Raw genomic sequence first — 13116 nt, 5'->3', positions numbered from 1 at the left:
GGCGGATGCTGCGCTCAGCGCGCCGTCCGTGAAGCAGCCGGCGGCGGCGCCGCATCGTCGAGCGAGGCGAGTCTTTCGATGATCGTGTCGGTGATGTCGGCGAGCGCGTCGAGCTGCTCCTCGCTGAGTGCGTCGACGACCACCGAGCGGACCGTGGCGATGTGGTCGGGAATCGAGTGGATGAGGGCGCGGCGCCCCGCGGTCGTGAGGCCGACGTTGGTGGCCCTGCGGTCGTCCGCACAGGGCGACCGCTCGATCAGTCCCCTCTTCTCGAGACGGGAGCACACGTTCGACAGCCGCGGCAGGGTGGCGTTCGTCGCTTCGGCCAGTTCGGTCATGCGCATCGCCGGTCCACGCATCGTGTGGAGGATCGTGAGGACACCGAACTCGAAATGGGTGAGCTGCGCGTCGCGCTGCAATCGCGCGTCGAGGGCGGCGGGCAGGAGCTGAGTCACGGCGATCAGCCCGCGCCAGGCGCGCGACTCGCGCTCGTTCATCCGCGGCACTCGGAACTCCATGGTCTGAATCGTAGCTTTGGTTGTAGCGAAAAGTAAACTGTGATAGACCTGCATCGCAAATACTTTTCGCGACAATCAAATGAGGGGTCGAAGATCATGGCTGCAGTGACGGTTATCGGAGCGGGGAACCTCGGCGGCGCGGTGGCGGCGCTGGCGGCCAAAGCGGGAGCGACCGTGCAGCTGCTCGTACGCGACCCCGCGAAGGTGTCGGACTTCGCCGCATCCGTCGGTGCGGCCACAGGGCGGATCGGCGACGCGGCCACCGGTGACATCGTCGTGCTCGCGGTGCCTTACAGCGCCGTACCGGAGGTGCTCTCGACGTACGCGGGCGCCTGGGACGGCAGAACCGTGGTCGACGCGACCAACCCGGTCGACATGGCGACCTTCGACGGACTCGTCGTGCCGGGCGATTCGTCGGCGGCCCAGGAGTTCCAGGCGTCGACGCCGGCCGTGCGCGTCGTCAAGGCCTTCAACACGAACTTCGCGGCGACCCTGGCCACCGGAGCCGTCGGCTCCGCGCCCACGACCGTGCTCATCGCCGGCGACGACGACTCGGCGAAGCACGCCGTCGCCGACCTCGTGCGCGGAGCGGGGCTCCGCGCCGCGGATGCGGGTTCCCTCAAGCGCGCACGAGAGCTCGAAGCCCTCGCGTTCCTCCAGATGACCCTGGCCGCCGCGGGCACGACCTCGTGGACCAGCGGCTTCGCCCTGTTCGACTGACCCGCCCATCTCGCACGAGGATCACCGCATGAGCACCCCCACCCGGAACGCCGTCCTTCCTACGCGTCGCGTCGTGACGCCACGACGCGGAACCGACCGATGAGTCCCGCCGCACCGACGTGGCTCGGAACGCCGGCACCGACCCCGGGCGCGATGGCCGACGCGGCGCGCATGGACACCGTCGAGCTGCTCGTCCGAGATCTCGACGGGATGACGACGTTCTACCGCGAGGCGGTGACCCTCGACGTGCTCGATCAGGCGGGACCGACGACCACTCTGGGCAGAGGCGGGCTCCCGATCATGGTGCTCCGCCACTCCCCCGACCTTCCCGGGCGGAACGATCGCGGCGCGGGGCTCTATCACACGGCGATCGTCTTCCAGGATGAGACCCGGCTCGCGGCGTCCCTCGCCTCCATGGCTCAGCGCGCCGCGCACTTGTACGAGGGGAGCGCCGACCACGTGGTGAGCGAGGCGTTCTACTTCCACGACCCCGAGGGCAACGGACTCGAGCTGTACCGCGACCGGCCGCGCGAGCAATGGAGTTACGGGAGCGACGGATCGGTGCGGATGGGGTCGCTCCCCCTCGACCCGAACGCCTTCCTCCAGCGGTGGCACGCACCCGATCGGATCGCCGGCGACCGCGTCCCCTCGGCGGCGATCGGCCACGTGCATCTGCAGGTCGGCGACATCCCCGCCGCACGACGGTTCTACGTCGACGCCCTCGGGTTCGACGTCACGTTCGACATGGGGTCGGCGATGTTCCTCTCGGCGGGCGGCTACCACCACCACATCGGGATCAACACGTGGCAGAGCGCGGGCGCGGGGCCCCGGGCCGCCTCCCTCGGGCTCGGCGACGTGCGAATCGCGCTGCCGTCGCGCGAGGACGTCGACGCGCTCGGCGACCGCCTGCGGTTCGCCGGGGTCGAGCGCCGTGACGACGGCGCCGCGCTGCGCTTCACCGACCCGTGGGGAACGGCGATCGTCGCCTCGCCCGATGCGTCCTGATCAGCGGGCGTTCGCTCCGCCGCCCCCACCGAGTCCGCCGCCGCCCATGCCGCTGCCGCCCATGTCGTACTTGCCGAGGCCGCGCTGAGCGACGATGAGCTCGGTATCGGTGACCTCCTGGGTCGCCTGATTCGCGCCGGCGACGTTGCCGCCGGTCTTCGGCGAGCGGCGCAGTCGCTTCTCCACGGTCGTAGCGACGAGCGACAGCAGGAGGCACAGTCCGATGTAGATGGCCCCGACGATGATCGTCGCCGGCACGATCGGCGAACCGTAGGTCGCCTGTCCGCCGATGTATCGAGCGTAGAAGAGCAGCTCGGGGTAAGTGACGATGAATCCGAGCGCGGTGTCCTTCAAGGTCACCACGAGCTGGGCGATGATGACGGGCATCATGGCACGGATCGCCTGCGGCAGGAGCACGAGACGCATGACCCCCGCCTTGCGGAGTCCGATCGCGTAGCCCGCCTCGTGCTGGCCCCGCGGCAGCGATTCGACGCCGGCGCGGATGACCTCGGCGAGGACCGAACCGTTGTAGGCGACGAGGGCGATCACCACCGCCCAGTAGGGCTCCATCCGGATGCCGAGGACCGGCAGTCCGTAGTAGAGCAAGAACATGAAGATCAGCACCGGCACGGCGCGGAGCACCTCGACGATCGCGGTGAAGGGCCACCGGATCCAGGCGTGATCCGACATACGGCCGATCGCGAGGACGAATCCGAGGATCAACGCTCCGACGGCCGCCGATCCGAACGCCGCGAGGGTCGCGAGCGTCGCCTCGCCGATGCTGACCCATACCTGGGTGTAGGTGAAGGCCGACCACTTCTGGGCGGTGAACTGCCCGGTGACCGCGAGGCGCCAGACGAAGAAGCCGATGATCAGGAGGACCACCAGGATCGTCACGACGCTCAGGACGCGGTTGCGCGCGATGGCACGGGGGCCGGGTACGTCGTACAGGACGCTGCTCATCGCGTCACCCTCCAACGGGTCTCGAGACTGCGCTGAAGCCATGACAGCAGCAGCACCAGGGCGACGAAGATGACCGCGACCCAGAGGATCACGAACAGCTGGTTCTCACCGCGCTCGCTGAGGTAGCTGCGGACAGATCCCAGGTTGATGACGCTGAATCCCGCGGCGACCGTGGTGTTCTTGAGGAGCGCGATGAACACGCTCATCATCGGCGGGATCACCGAGCGGAACGCCTGCGGCATCACCACCGACCCCATCACCTGGCCGAAGGTGAGACCGAGCGCACGAGCGGCCTCGGCCTGGCCGACGGGAACGGTGTTGATACCCGAGCGGATCGTCTCGGCCACGTAGGTCGCGGTGTAGATGCCGAGCGCGGCCACACCGAGGATCAGCGGATCGATGCGCAGCTGGAGCAGCGGCGGCAGTGCGAACGCGAAGCCGAAGAAGACGAGCGTCAGCGGGGTGTTGCGGATGGTGTTGACGTAGAGGGTGCCCACGCCGCGGGCGATCGGGATCGGCGAGACGCGCATGCCGCCCACGATGATTCCCAGCACGAGGGCGAGGAGTCCGCCGCCGAAGAAGAGGATGAGCGTGCCGACCAGGCCGTCCCACCAGATATCGGTGTTGTCGGTGATGATGTTCACGACATCGCCTTCCTACGTGTTGGAGCGGACGAGGGGTGGGGGCGGCCGAAGCCGCCCCCGGGGATCACTCGTCGACCGCGGGCTGGGTCCCGGCGATGCCGGCAGGCTCCAGGTGCAGGTCGAACAGCGCGGTCCAGACGTCGCCACCGTCGGTGAGGAGGGTGTTGATGTGGTCCTTCAGGGCGGTGTCGCCCTTCTCCAGGCCGATGCCGTAGCGCTCTTCGCTGAACGGCTCGCCCGCGATCTTCAGCGCGTCGGGCTCGAGGGCGACGTAGCCGGCGAGGATGGCCTCGTCGGTGGTGATCGCGTCGACCTGTCCGCCCTTGAGCTGCTCCACGCACTGCGAGTAGGTGTCGTACTCGACGGTGTTGCCGGGGCTGTACTCGTCACGGATGCGCTGGAGCGGGGTCGAACCCGTCACCGAGCAGACGGTCTTTCCGGCGAGGTCGTCGGGACCGTTGATCGAGTCGTCGTCGGCGGCGACGAGCAGACCCTGACCGGTGATGAAGTACGGACCGGCGAAGTCGATCTGCTCCTTGCGCTTGTCGGTGATGGAGTAGGTGCCGACGTAGTAGTCGATGTCGCCGTTGACCAGGGCCTGCTCACGGTTGGCCGACGGGATCGTCTGGTAGGTGATCTGGCTCTCGTCGAAGCCGAGGGAGGCGGCGACCCACCGGGCGATGTCGACGTCGAAGCCGGTCCGCTCCCCCGTGGCTGCATCTTCGTAGCCGAGTCCGGGCTGGTCGTTCTTCACGCCGACGACGACGCCGTCGCGCTCGACCATGCGGTCGTAGGTGGGGCTGTCGGTGAGGGAGACGTCGGTCGCGACCTCCCAGAGAGCATCGTCGCTGCCCGCCTCAGGCGCGCCGGGGGTGGTGGGTGACCCGCTGTTGCAGGCGGTGAGCACGAGGGCCGCGACGGCCGCGAGGCCGAATCCGGCGATCATTCGTGTCTTACGCATGGAATCTCCTTGGTGTGGGTGCTGTGTGGGTCGCGGACCTGTTGTGCAGATCCGACGTCGGGGGGAGGTGTCAGCATCCTCCGCAATCAGTGGGTGATCAGCTTCGAGAGGAAGTCCTTCGCCCGCGCGCTCTCGGGGCGGGTGAAGAACTGCTCAGGCGCGGCCTCTTCGACGATCTGGCCGTCGGCCATGAAGATGACGCGGTCGGCGGCCTTGCGCGCGAAGCCCATCTCGTGGGTGACGACGATCATCGTCATCCCGTCTCGAGCGAGGCCGACCATCACGTCGAGCACCTCGTTGATCATCTCGGGGTCCAGCGCGCTGGTCGGCTCATCGAACAGCATCAGCTTCGGCTTCATCGCCAGAGCGCGTGCGATGGCGACGCGCTGCTGCTGGCCGCCCGACAGCTGTGCGGGGAGCTTGTCGGCCTGCGCGACGATTCCGACCCGCTCGAGCAGCACGCGCGCCTCGCGCTCAGCATCGGCCTTCTTCATCCCGCGCACCTTGATCGGACCGAGCGTGACGTTCTCGAGGATCGTCAGATGGGCGAACAGGTTGAACGACTGGAAGACCATGCCCACGTCGGCACGCAACTGGGCGAGGCCCTTCCCCTCCTTGGGGAGCTCCTTGCCGTCGATCGTGATGACACCCGAGGTGATGGTCTCGAGACGATTGATGGTGCGGCACAGCGTCGACTTGCCCGAGCCCGACGGCCCGATCACGACGACGACCTCGCCACGGGAGACCGTGAGGTCGATGTCTTTGAGTGCCTGGAAGTCACCGTAGTGCTTCTGCACATCGCTCATCACGACGAGCGAGTCGCCGGCCGGCCGTGGATCAGAGGTCGCCATGACTTCACCCTACGAGGCCTGTGAGACCGACGACACACCTTGACGCGAGCCTTAACCGTTCTGTAACAGCAGGGGTACTCGCGGTGTCACGGGTTCGCGCGCTGCGCGAACGCCGTCTCATAGAGGCAGACACTCGCCGCGGTGGCGAGGTTCAGCGACTCCGCGCGACCGTAGATCGGCAGCCGGAGGGCGAGGTCGGCGTGGGCGAGGGCCGGCTCCTCGAGCCCCCGCGCCTCGTTGCCGAACAGCCACGCGGTGGGCTCGGCGAGCAGATGCCGCGAGGCGAGGAAGTCGGTGCCGTCGACGTCCGCGGCCACGACCCGCATCCCCGCGGCGTGGGCGCGTTCGACCGCCGCCTCGAGCTCGCCGCCCACCGCGATGGGCAGGTGGAAGAGCGAACCGGTCGTGGACCGCACGACCTTCGGGTTGTACGGATCGACGGTGCGCCCGGTGAGCACGACGGCGTCTGCGCCCGCAGCATCCGCCGCTCTGATGATGGTGCCCAGATTGCCGGGATCGCGCACCTCTTCGCAGATCGCGACCAGCCGCGGGTTGGAGGCGAAGACCTCGCGCATCGACGTGGGCTGCTGACGCGCGACGGCGACGATCCCCTGCGGGGTCACCGTGTCGGCCATCGCATCGAGCACCGCCTCCGTGGTGTACTCCACCTCGAGGTCGGCAGCGCGCGCCGCGTCGCGGATGTCGGAGTGCCTCTCCATCGCGGTCGGCGTCGCGAACAGCTCGACGAGCGACCCGGGGGCGTACTGCAACGCCTCGCGCGCGGCCTGCGGACCCTCGAGCAGGAAGAGACCTGTCTCTTGGCGCGCACTGCGCTTGGCCAGCTTCGCGACCGCGCGGACGCGCGGCGAACGGGGATTCTCGAGCACGGGGCCAGCCTAGGGCTCCCGTGCCATCCGCTCGGCGACCGACGCGGTCGGCGCAGCAGAAAGGGCGCCCTCCCGCAGGAGGACGCCCTTTCTCGAAGAACGGATGCTTACGCGGTCTTGGCTGCGTTCACATCTGCCGGGAGCGCGGCCTTCGCCGTCGCGACCAGCGACGCGAAGGTGGCCGGCTCGTTGACCGCGAGCTCGGCGAGCATGCGACGGTCGACCTGGACGCCCGCGAGGCCGAGGCCCTGGATCAGACGGTTGTACGTGAGGCCGTTCTGACGCGATGCCGCGTTGATGCGCTGGATCCACAGACGACGGAAGTCGCCCTTGCGCTTGCGACGGTCACGGTACGCGTAGACGAGCGAGTGGGTGACCTGCTCCTTCGCCTTGCGGTACAGGCGCGAACGCTGTCCGCGGTAACCGGAGGCGCGCTCGAGGATGACGCGACGCTTCTTGTGGGCGTTTACTGCCCGCTTGACTCTAGCCATTTCTTATCGTTCCTAACGTGCGTCGGCGCTCAAAGGCCGAGGAGCTTCTTCGCGACCTTGGCGTCGCCCTTGGCCAGGACCTGCTCCTGGTTCAGACGGCGGGTCCGCTTCGAGGCCTTGCCCTCGAGGTTGTGCCGCATGCCGGCCTGCTGCTTCATGAGCTTGCCGCTACCGGTCACCTTGAAGCGCTTCTTGGCACCCGAGTGGGTCTTCTGCTTCGGCATCTGTCTTTCCTTCGTTGGGTTTCCCGCGAGGCGGGAGTCTGGGGGCCTACTCGGCGGATGCCGCGGCAGGCTCGGAGTCGGAGGAGTCCGGGCGCGAGCCCGAGCGGGCCGCTTCCTTCGTCGCAGCGCGCTGGGCGTTCTGCTCCGTCTTGACCTCGGACTTGTTCTTGTGGGGTGCGACCACCATCACCATGTTGCGGCCGTCGATCGTCGGGTTCGACTCGACGGTGCCGAACTCGGCGACGTCCTCCGCGAACTTGCGGAGCAGGCGCACACCCTGGTCGGGACGCGACTGCTCGCGACCGCGGAAGAGGATCATGGCCTTGACCTTGTCGCCCGCCTGGAGGAAGCCCTCGGCGCGCTTGAGCTTGGTGGTGTAGTCGTGAGCCTCGATCTTCAGGCGGAACCGCACCTCTTTGAGGACGGTGTTCGCCTGATTGCGACGCGCTTCCTTTGCCTTCTGCGCAGTCTCGTACTTGAATTTGCCGTAATCCATGATCTTGACCACGGGCGGCTTCGAGTTCGGGGCTACCTCGACGAGATCGAGGTCGGCCTCCTGGGCCAGGCGCAGTGCCACCTCGATGCGGACGACGCCGACCTGCTCACCAGCGGGACCCACGAGGCGGACCTCGGGGACGCGGATGCGGTCATTGGTGCGGGGATCGCTGATGCGGGACTCCTCTTACGTTGCGGGAGACCACCGCGACACGGGAGCGTCGCGGGCGGAAGAAGACGCATTCCACCCGACTCGACGTGCGAAACGCCGGCTCTACACCCGAGCGACCCCGGGCGACCGGAGCGGAGTGCGTGGACCCGGTAGCCTTGAGCGGCAAGCGCGGGTGGGATGTGATCCTCTTTCGTTCGGAACAGAAAGCTCCGAAGCCCGCCAAAGTCTAGCAGAGAGAACCACGTGCACACGATTCCCGGTAACGACGCCCCCTCCGACTCCCCCGAGGGCGGCGACGAACGACTCACGCGGTGGGAGGAGGACGGCGAGCGCTCGGCCGAATCGGCCGGACGCGACCTCGCCGACGTCCCCGCCGTCGAGGTCATCACCACCACCGCCGTGCACCTCATGAGCGCTGCCGCCGTCAAGGTCGGCCTCGCCGACGACCCGGCGCACCAGACCGACCTCGACGAGGCTCGGAAGCTCATCAACGCGCTCGCGGGCCTCATCACCGCCGCCGCACCCGAGATCAGCGACATGCACGCGCGGTCGCTCCGCGACGGCCTGCGTTCGCTGCAGCTCGCCTTCCGCGAAGCATCCGTCATCCCCGACCCCATCGGCAAGGGGCCGGGCGAGAAGTGGACCGGGCCGGTCAACTGACTCGTCGTTCCAGGAGGACGTGACGGGGTTCCGGTCTGCGGGCTGCGACTCCGGGCTCCGGGATGTTCCCCTCGAACCAAGAGAGGGGCCCCTACCCCGATTGGCTCGAGGGGAACATCCCTGCGCCCTCCGTCGAGCCCCGGAACGCTTCCCGGAACAGCCGACGAGATGAAGAAGGGGGGATGCTGCGCGGGGGCTATTCGCGGTGGAGCTTGACCGTGAGGGAATCGACCAGCACGGCGATGCGGTCGTCGGCGGCCCAGCGGCGGGCGAGTCGGGCCAGGACCGCATCGAGCTCGTCCTGCTCGAGACCCTGCATGAGCTGCAGGTGCACGATGAGCTCGGGCCCCCGCAGACGGCCGGTCGGGTCACCCGGTTCGACCGCGAAGTCGAGCACAGCGAGCTCGGCGCCGACACTCTGCTGCAATCCCGTGAACACCTCGGCCGACGTGTGGCTGGGCTCCCACGCGATACCCTGACCGATCGCCCATACGGCCGGCCGACGAAGGACGAACTCGGTATCCGAGCCCGGGTCGATCACGATCAGCTCCGTGTCGTCGCCGGCGGCGGCGACCGCCGTGCGCACCCCGTCCGCGGGGATGGGCCTGGCCACGGCATCCCACCGCTTCATCGCGTCCACCGACGTGAAGACCGGCAGCACCTTGCGCCCATCGGGGGCGGCCACAGTGACGATGGAGAGTTCCTGCGTCTTGTCGACGACGAGACCATGCGGCCCCACGCCCTCGTCGCCCTTGTCGGCGACCAGCGGAATGAGCAGCCGAGCGGTGCGATAGGCCTCGACGACCGCGCGCGCATCACGGGCACCGCCGGCATCGGCGGTCAACGCGATCAGCAGCGCCGGATCGGCGGAGCCGTCGTCGGCCGCGTGGCGATTGTCCTCGAAGCGGCGCCCCTCCCAGGGGACCCCGGCGGAATCGCCCGCGGGAGTGTCAGCCTCCGGCGACATCCAGCGCCTCGGCCAGGGTGAACGCCCCGGCGTAGAGTGCCTTGCCCACGATCGCGCCCTCGACGCCGAGCGGGACGAGCTCGCGGAGGGCCGCGATGTCGTCGAGGCTCGAGACGCCGCCCGAGGCCACGACCGGCTTGGGAGTGCGCTCCGCGATCTCGCGGAGGAGCTCGATGTTCGGACCCTTGAGCGTGCCGTCCTTCGTCACGTCGGTGACGACGTATCGGCTGCAGCCGGCGTCTTCGAGCCGGTCGAGCACGGTCCACAGGTCGCCGCCGTCACGCGTCCAGCCACGCGCGGCGAGGGTCGTGCCGCGCACGTCCAGGCCGACCGCGATCGCATCGCCGTAGCGGCCGATGACATCGGCTGCCCACTCGGGGTTCTCCAACGCCGCGGTGCCGAGGTTGATGCGGCTCGCACCGCTGTCGAGCGCCGCCTCCAGGGAACGGTCGTCGCGGATGCCGCCCGACAGCTCCACCTGCACGCCGCGCACCTGCTTGATCACCCGGCGCATCACAGCGGTGTTGTTGCCGCGCCCGAAGGCCGCATCGAGGTCGACCAGATGAATCCAGCCCGCCCCCTGGCGCGCGAAGTCGGCGGCCGCATCGACCGGGTCGCCGTAGTTCGTCTCTGTTCCGGCTTCTCCCTGCGTCAGCCGCACGGCCTTGCCACCTGCGACATCGACGGCGGGGAGGAGGATCAGCTCGGGTGTTGACGCGAAATCGTTCATGGCTCCTCGTGCACGCGGACGCCGGTCGCTCGCTGTGGCACGAGGTTAGACAGTAGCGGCGCCGAGGCCGTCGATCCAATTGGCGAGCAGGCGGATGCCGGCATCCCCCGATTTCTCGGGGTGGAACTGCGTCGCCGCCAGCGGACCGTTCTCGACCGCAGCGAGGAACGGCTCGCCGTAGTCGCACCAGGTCAGCGCCGGCGCCGGGAACGGCGGCTGCACGTCGAGCTCCCAGCGCTGGGCCGCGTACGAGTGCACGAAATAGAAGCGCTCCTGCTCGATGCCGGCGAACAGGCGCGACCCCGCATCGGGGCGAACGGTGTTCCACCCCATGTGCGGGAGCACCGGCGCCTCGAGCTGGGTGACCGCGCCCGGCCACTCCCCCAGCCCCTCACTGTCGACGCCGCGCTCGACGCCGCGTTCGAACAGCACCTGCATGCCGACGCAGATGCCGAGCACCGGGCGTCCGCCCGCGAGACGCCGATCGATCAGGTCGCCCCCTCGGTGAGCCCGGAGCGCGCCCATGACGGCCTCGAAGGCCCCGACCCCCGGTACGACCAGGCCGTCGGCCTCGAGCACGAGATCGCGGTCGCGGGTCAGACGCGCATCGGCGCCGGCCGCCACCAGCGCTTTGACGGCCGAGTGGACGTTGCCCGATCCGTAGTCGAGGACCGCGACGAGGGGACGCGAGCTCACAGAGCGCCCTTCGTGCTCGGGATGCCGTCGATCAGCGGGTCGAGTGCCTTCGCCTGGCGGAATGCGCGCGCGAACGCCTTGTACTCCGCCTCCGCGATGTGGTGCGGGTCGCGGCCGCCGAGCACGCGCACGTGCACGGTGAGACCGCCGTTGAAGGCGATCGCCTCGAACGTGTGGCGCACGAGCGACCCGGTGAAGTGCCCTCCGATGAGGTGCTGCTCGAACCCGTCGGGTTCGCCGAGGTGCACGAGATAGGGGCGTCCGCTGATGTCGACGACCGCCTGGGCGAGGGCCTCGTCGAGCGGCACGAGGGCGTCGCCGTAGCGCGAGATGCCGGCCTTGTCGCCCAGAGCCTCGCGGATCGCCGTGCCGAGCACGATCGATACGTCCTCGACGGTGTGGTGGGCGTCGATGTGCGTGTCGCCCGCGGCGCGGACGGTGAGATCGGTCAGCGAGTGCTTCGCGAACGCCGTCAGCATGTGGTCGAAGAACGGAACCGACGTGTCGATCGAGCTCTTGCCCGACCCGTCGAGGTTCAGCTCCAGCTCCACGCTCGACTCGCTGGTCGCGCGGCGGATCGAGGCGGTTCGGGTGCGGCCGGTCATGAGCCCGATCCTATCGAGGCCAGTGCGTCGAGGAACGCGGTCGTCTCGTCCGCCGTCCCCGCTGTGACCCGCAGGTGGTGGGGGATGCCGATGTCGCGGATCAGGACTCCGCGGTCGTACAGCGCCTGCCAGGTCGCCGCGGGGTCGGCGACGCCGCCGAAGAGGACGAAGTTCGTCCACGACTCGTGCGCCTGGTACCCGAGCGCCTCCACGGTCGCGGAGATGCGGTCGCGCTGCGACACGATCTCGTCGACCATGCCCAGCATCGTGTCGGCGTGCCCCAGAGCCGCCGTCGCCGCCGCCTGGGTGAGCGCGCTCAGGTGATACGGCAGCCGAACGAGGCGAAGGGCATCGATGAGCGCCGGATCGGCGGCCAGGTATCCGACCCGAGCCCCGGCGAAGGCGAAGGCCTTGCTCATGGTGCGAGAGACGACGAGACGCTCCCGACCGGGGAGGAGACTGACCGCGGACGGGGCGTCGTGGGGGGCGAATTCCTGGTACGCCTCGTCGACGATGACGATCCCCTCGGTCGCGTCGTAGGCGGCCTCGATCACGTCGAGCGACATGGGAGTGCCGGTCGGGTTGTTTGGCGCGCAGAGGAAGGTCACGTCGGGACGCACCTCCGAGATCTGCTCGGCCGCCGAGGCCGGCGACACGGTGTAGTCGTGGGACCTCACCCCCGACACCCATCGCGCGCCCGTTCCCCGGGTGAGCAGCGGGTACATCGAGTACGTCGGGTCGAACGAGAAAGCGGTGCGACCCGGGCCCGCGAACGCCTGGAGCAGGTGCTGCAGCACCTCGTTCGATCCGTTGCCGGCCCAGATCTGCTCACGCGTGAGCCCCTCGCCCAGATAGTCGGCGAACGCTTCGCGCAGTGCGGTGAATTCGCGGTCGGGGTACCGATTCACGTCGCGCAGAGCCCGCGCCACTGCGTCGAGGATGTCACCGGCCACGTCGTCGGGCACCGGATGCGTGTTCTCGTTCACGTTCAGCGCCACCGGCAACGCCGCCTGGGGCGCGCCGTACGGTTTCATTCCGCGCAGATCGTCGCGGAGCGGAAGGTCATCGAGCCTCGTGGTCACCCTTCGATGTTAGGGCGGGCTCAGGGGGCCGCGGAGTACTCCGCCGGAATGGAGAGACGCTGACCCGCGGAGAGCTCCACCCCGTCGAGGGCGTTCAGCCGCACGATCGCGTCGACGACGTCGCGAGGATCGGCGCTCGGCGCGACCTCCTGCGCGATCCCCCAGAGCGACTCGCCCGCCATCACCGTGACCTCGGTGAAGGCACCGGCCGGCGCACCCGCATCGCGGGACGCCAGAGCAGAACCGCCGCTGATCGCCGCGACCGCGATGGCCACCACGAACGGGAAGGCGGCGAGACCGGTGAGCACCCGGCGACCGCGCGCAGTCAGACGAAGGCGCGTGGTCGGGACGACGGGGGCGATGCCGATGCTGGTCATGGGGGTTCCTCCTCAGGTGAGAGATTCGCATCCGGCGCTCGGGCCGGAGTACCGGATGCGAAGCTCTC

At 68.9% G+C, this 13116-nt stretch carries 18 protein-coding genes; 3 read left to right on the top strand and 15 right to left on the bottom strand.

Translation table 11 applies throughout. From position 1 onward, the window contains the following. Positions 1-14 precede the first annotated feature (14 nt). Positions 15-518, bottom strand: coding sequence for a MarR family winged helix-turn-helix transcriptional regulator (locus FVP77_RS03855; RefSeq protein WP_246133956.1), 504 nt, complete (start codon positions 516-518; stop codon positions 15-17). A gap of 96 nt (positions 519-614) precedes the next feature. Between FVP77_RS03855 and FVP77_RS03850 the strand changes: the two genes are divergently transcribed. Then, positions 615-1238, top strand: coding sequence for an NADPH-dependent F420 reductase (locus FVP77_RS03850; RefSeq protein WP_147893324.1), 624 nt, complete (start codon positions 615-617; stop codon positions 1236-1238). Between the two features lie 99 nt (positions 1239-1337). Then, the gene (locus FVP77_RS03845) at positions 1338-2243 is read left to right on the top strand and encodes a VOC family protein (RefSeq protein ID WP_147893323.1); all 906 of its coding nucleotides are present in this window, start codon (positions 1338-1340) and stop codon (positions 2241-2243) included. Here the strand turns inward: FVP77_RS03845 and FVP77_RS03840 are convergent, their stop codons facing one another. The 8 genes from FVP77_RS03840 to infC all read right to left on the bottom strand — a co-directional run bounded on the left by FVP77_RS03840 (position 2244) and on the right by infC (position 7934). Continuing rightward, the gene (locus tag FVP77_RS03840; protein ID WP_147893322.1) at positions 2244-3206 is read right to left on the bottom strand and encodes an amino acid ABC transporter permease; all 963 of its coding nucleotides are present in this window, start codon (positions 3204-3206) and stop codon (positions 2244-2246) included. Continuing rightward, complete coding sequence (locus FVP77_RS03835) at positions 3203-3850, bottom strand: amino acid ABC transporter permease (protein WP_147893321.1); 648 nt, start codon at positions 3848-3850, stop codon at positions 3203-3205. Before FVP77_RS03835 ends, FVP77_RS03840 begins: the two co-directional genes overlap by 4 nt. A 64-nt stretch (positions 3851-3914) precedes the next feature. Then, positions 3915-4811 carry a glutamate ABC transporter substrate-binding protein gene (locus tag FVP77_RS03830; protein ID WP_147893320.1) on the bottom strand — a complete coding sequence of 299 codons (897 nt, stop codon included), beginning with the start codon at positions 4809-4811 and terminating at the stop codon, positions 3915-3917. An 86-nt stretch (positions 4812-4897) separates the two neighbouring features. Then, complete coding sequence (locus FVP77_RS03825) at positions 4898-5662, bottom strand: amino acid ABC transporter ATP-binding protein (protein WP_116647317.1); 765 nt, start codon at positions 5660-5662, stop codon at positions 4898-4900. A gap of 86 nt (positions 5663-5748) precedes the next feature. Next, entirely contained in the window at positions 5749-6549 is an 801-nt protein-coding gene (locus FVP77_RS03820) for a TrmH family RNA methyltransferase (protein WP_147893319.1), read from the bottom strand. 107 nt (positions 6550-6656) lie between these two features. Then, a complete protein-coding gene (rplT, locus tag FVP77_RS03815) occupies positions 6657-7040 on the bottom strand; it encodes a 50S ribosomal protein L20 (protein ID WP_121150511.1) in 384 nt (127 codons plus the stop codon). 29 nt (positions 7041-7069) lie between these two features. Beyond that, the gene (gene rpmI / locus FVP77_RS03810) at positions 7070-7264 is read right to left on the bottom strand and encodes a 50S ribosomal protein L35 (RefSeq protein WP_147893318.1); all 195 of its coding nucleotides are present in this window, start codon (positions 7262-7264) and stop codon (positions 7070-7072) included. Between the two features lie 46 nt (positions 7265-7310). Then, positions 7311-7934, bottom strand: coding sequence for a translation initiation factor IF-3 (infC, locus tag FVP77_RS03805; protein ID WP_147893317.1), 624 nt, complete (start codon positions 7932-7934; stop codon positions 7311-7313). A gap of 240 nt (positions 7935-8174) precedes the next feature. Between infC and FVP77_RS03800 the strand changes: the two genes are divergently transcribed. Further along, the gene (locus FVP77_RS03800) at positions 8175-8591 is read left to right on the top strand and encodes a DUF1844 domain-containing protein (RefSeq protein ID WP_187266807.1); all 417 of its coding nucleotides are present in this window, start codon (positions 8175-8177) and stop codon (positions 8589-8591) included. Positions 8592-8787: 196 nt separating this feature from the next. On the opposite strand, the gene FVP77_RS03795 is transcribed toward FVP77_RS03800, so the two are convergent. Genes FVP77_RS03795 through FVP77_RS03770 form a run of 6 tightly spaced genes read right to left on the bottom strand, consistent with a single transcriptional unit; the run spans position 8788 to position 13048 of the window. Continuing rightward, positions 8788-9558, bottom strand: coding sequence for an SseB family protein (locus FVP77_RS03795; protein ID WP_147893316.1), 771 nt, complete (start codon positions 9556-9558; stop codon positions 8788-8790). Next, on the bottom strand, positions 9542-10288 hold the full coding sequence (gene priA / locus FVP77_RS03790) for a bifunctional 1-(5-phosphoribosyl)-5-((5-phosphoribosylamino)methylideneamino)imidazole-4-carboxamide isomerase/phosphoribosylanthranilate isomerase PriA (protein WP_147893315.1): 747 nt from the start codon (positions 10286-10288) through the stop codon (positions 9542-9544). The genes FVP77_RS03795 and priA overlap by 17 nt, the downstream gene beginning before the upstream one ends. A 45-nt stretch (positions 10289-10333) precedes the next feature. Then, the gene (gene hisH / locus FVP77_RS03785; RefSeq protein WP_147893314.1) at positions 10334-10984 is read right to left on the bottom strand and encodes an imidazole glycerol phosphate synthase subunit HisH; all 651 of its coding nucleotides are present in this window, start codon (positions 10982-10984) and stop codon (positions 10334-10336) included. After that, entirely contained in the window at positions 10981-11589 is a 609-nt protein-coding gene (gene hisB, locus FVP77_RS03780) for an imidazoleglycerol-phosphate dehydratase HisB (protein ID WP_147893313.1), read from the bottom strand. The genes hisH and hisB overlap by 4 nt, the downstream gene beginning before the upstream one ends. Continuing rightward, positions 11586-12671 carry a histidinol-phosphate transaminase gene (locus FVP77_RS03775; protein ID WP_147893312.1) on the bottom strand — a complete coding sequence of 362 codons (1086 nt, stop codon included), beginning with the start codon at positions 12669-12671 and terminating at the stop codon, positions 11586-11588. Before FVP77_RS03775 ends, hisB begins: the two co-directional genes overlap by 4 nt. 20 nt (positions 12672-12691) lie before the next feature. Continuing rightward, on the bottom strand, positions 12692-13048 hold the full coding sequence (locus tag FVP77_RS03770; RefSeq protein ID WP_147893311.1) for a LysM peptidoglycan-binding domain-containing protein: 357 nt from the start codon (positions 13046-13048) through the stop codon (positions 12692-12694). Between the last annotated feature and the right edge of the window lie 68 nt (positions 13049-13116).

Source organism: Microbacterium hatanonis (assembly GCF_008017415.1).
In the GTDB taxonomy this organism is placed as follows: Bacteria; Actinomycetota; Actinomycetes; order Actinomycetales; family Microbacteriaceae; genus Microbacterium; species Microbacterium hatanonis.
The sequence above is the reverse complement of the archived record's forward strand: the minus strand, read 5'-3'. Positions and strand labels throughout refer to the sequence as shown.

What these genes read in the sequence shown, in the direction of transcription:
- FVP77_RS03770 (WP_147893311.1), bottom strand. Translation starts at nt 13,048, where the DNA reads ATGACCAGCATCGGCATCGCCCCCGTCGTCCCGACCACGCGCCTTCGT.
- rplT (WP_121150511.1), bottom strand. Translation starts at nt 7,040, where the DNA reads ATGGCTAGAGTCAAGCGGGCAGTAAACGCCCACAAGAAGCGTCGCGTC.
- FVP77_RS03795 (WP_147893316.1), bottom strand. Translation starts at nt 9,558, where the DNA reads ATGTCGCCGGAGGCTGACACTCCCGCGGGCGATTCCGCCGGGGTCCCC.
- hisB (WP_147893313.1), bottom strand. Translation starts at nt 11,589, where the DNA reads ATGACCGGCCGCACCCGAACCGCCTCGATCCGCCGCGCGACCAGCGAG.
- FVP77_RS03825 (WP_116647317.1), bottom strand. Translation starts at nt 5,662, where the DNA reads ATGGCGACCTCTGATCCACGGCCGGCCGGCGACTCGCTCGTCGTGATG.
- FVP77_RS03830 (WP_147893320.1), bottom strand. Translation starts at nt 4,811, where the DNA reads ATGCGTAAGACACGAATGATCGCCGGATTCGGCCTCGCGGCCGTCGCG.
- FVP77_RS03855 (WP_246133956.1), bottom strand. Translation starts at nt 518, where the DNA reads ATGGAGTTCCGAGTGCCGCGGATGAACGAGCGCGAGTCGCGCGCCTGG.
- FVP77_RS03845 (WP_147893323.1), top strand. Translation starts at nt 1,338, where the DNA reads ATGAGTCCCGCCGCACCGACGTGGCTCGGAACGCCGGCACCGACCCCG.
- FVP77_RS03850 (WP_147893324.1), top strand. Translation starts at nt 615, where the DNA reads ATGGCTGCAGTGACGGTTATCGGAGCGGGGAACCTCGGCGGCGCGGTG.
- priA (WP_147893315.1), bottom strand. Translation starts at nt 10,288, where the DNA reads ATGAACGATTTCGCGTCAACACCCGAGCTGATCCTCCTCCCCGCCGTC.
- rpmI (WP_147893318.1), bottom strand. Translation starts at nt 7,264, where the DNA reads ATGCCGAAGCAGAAGACCCACTCGGGTGCCAAGAAGCGCTTCAAGGTG.
- FVP77_RS03840 (WP_147893322.1), bottom strand. Translation starts at nt 3,206, where the DNA reads ATGAGCAGCGTCCTGTACGACGTACCCGGCCCCCGTGCCATCGCGCGC.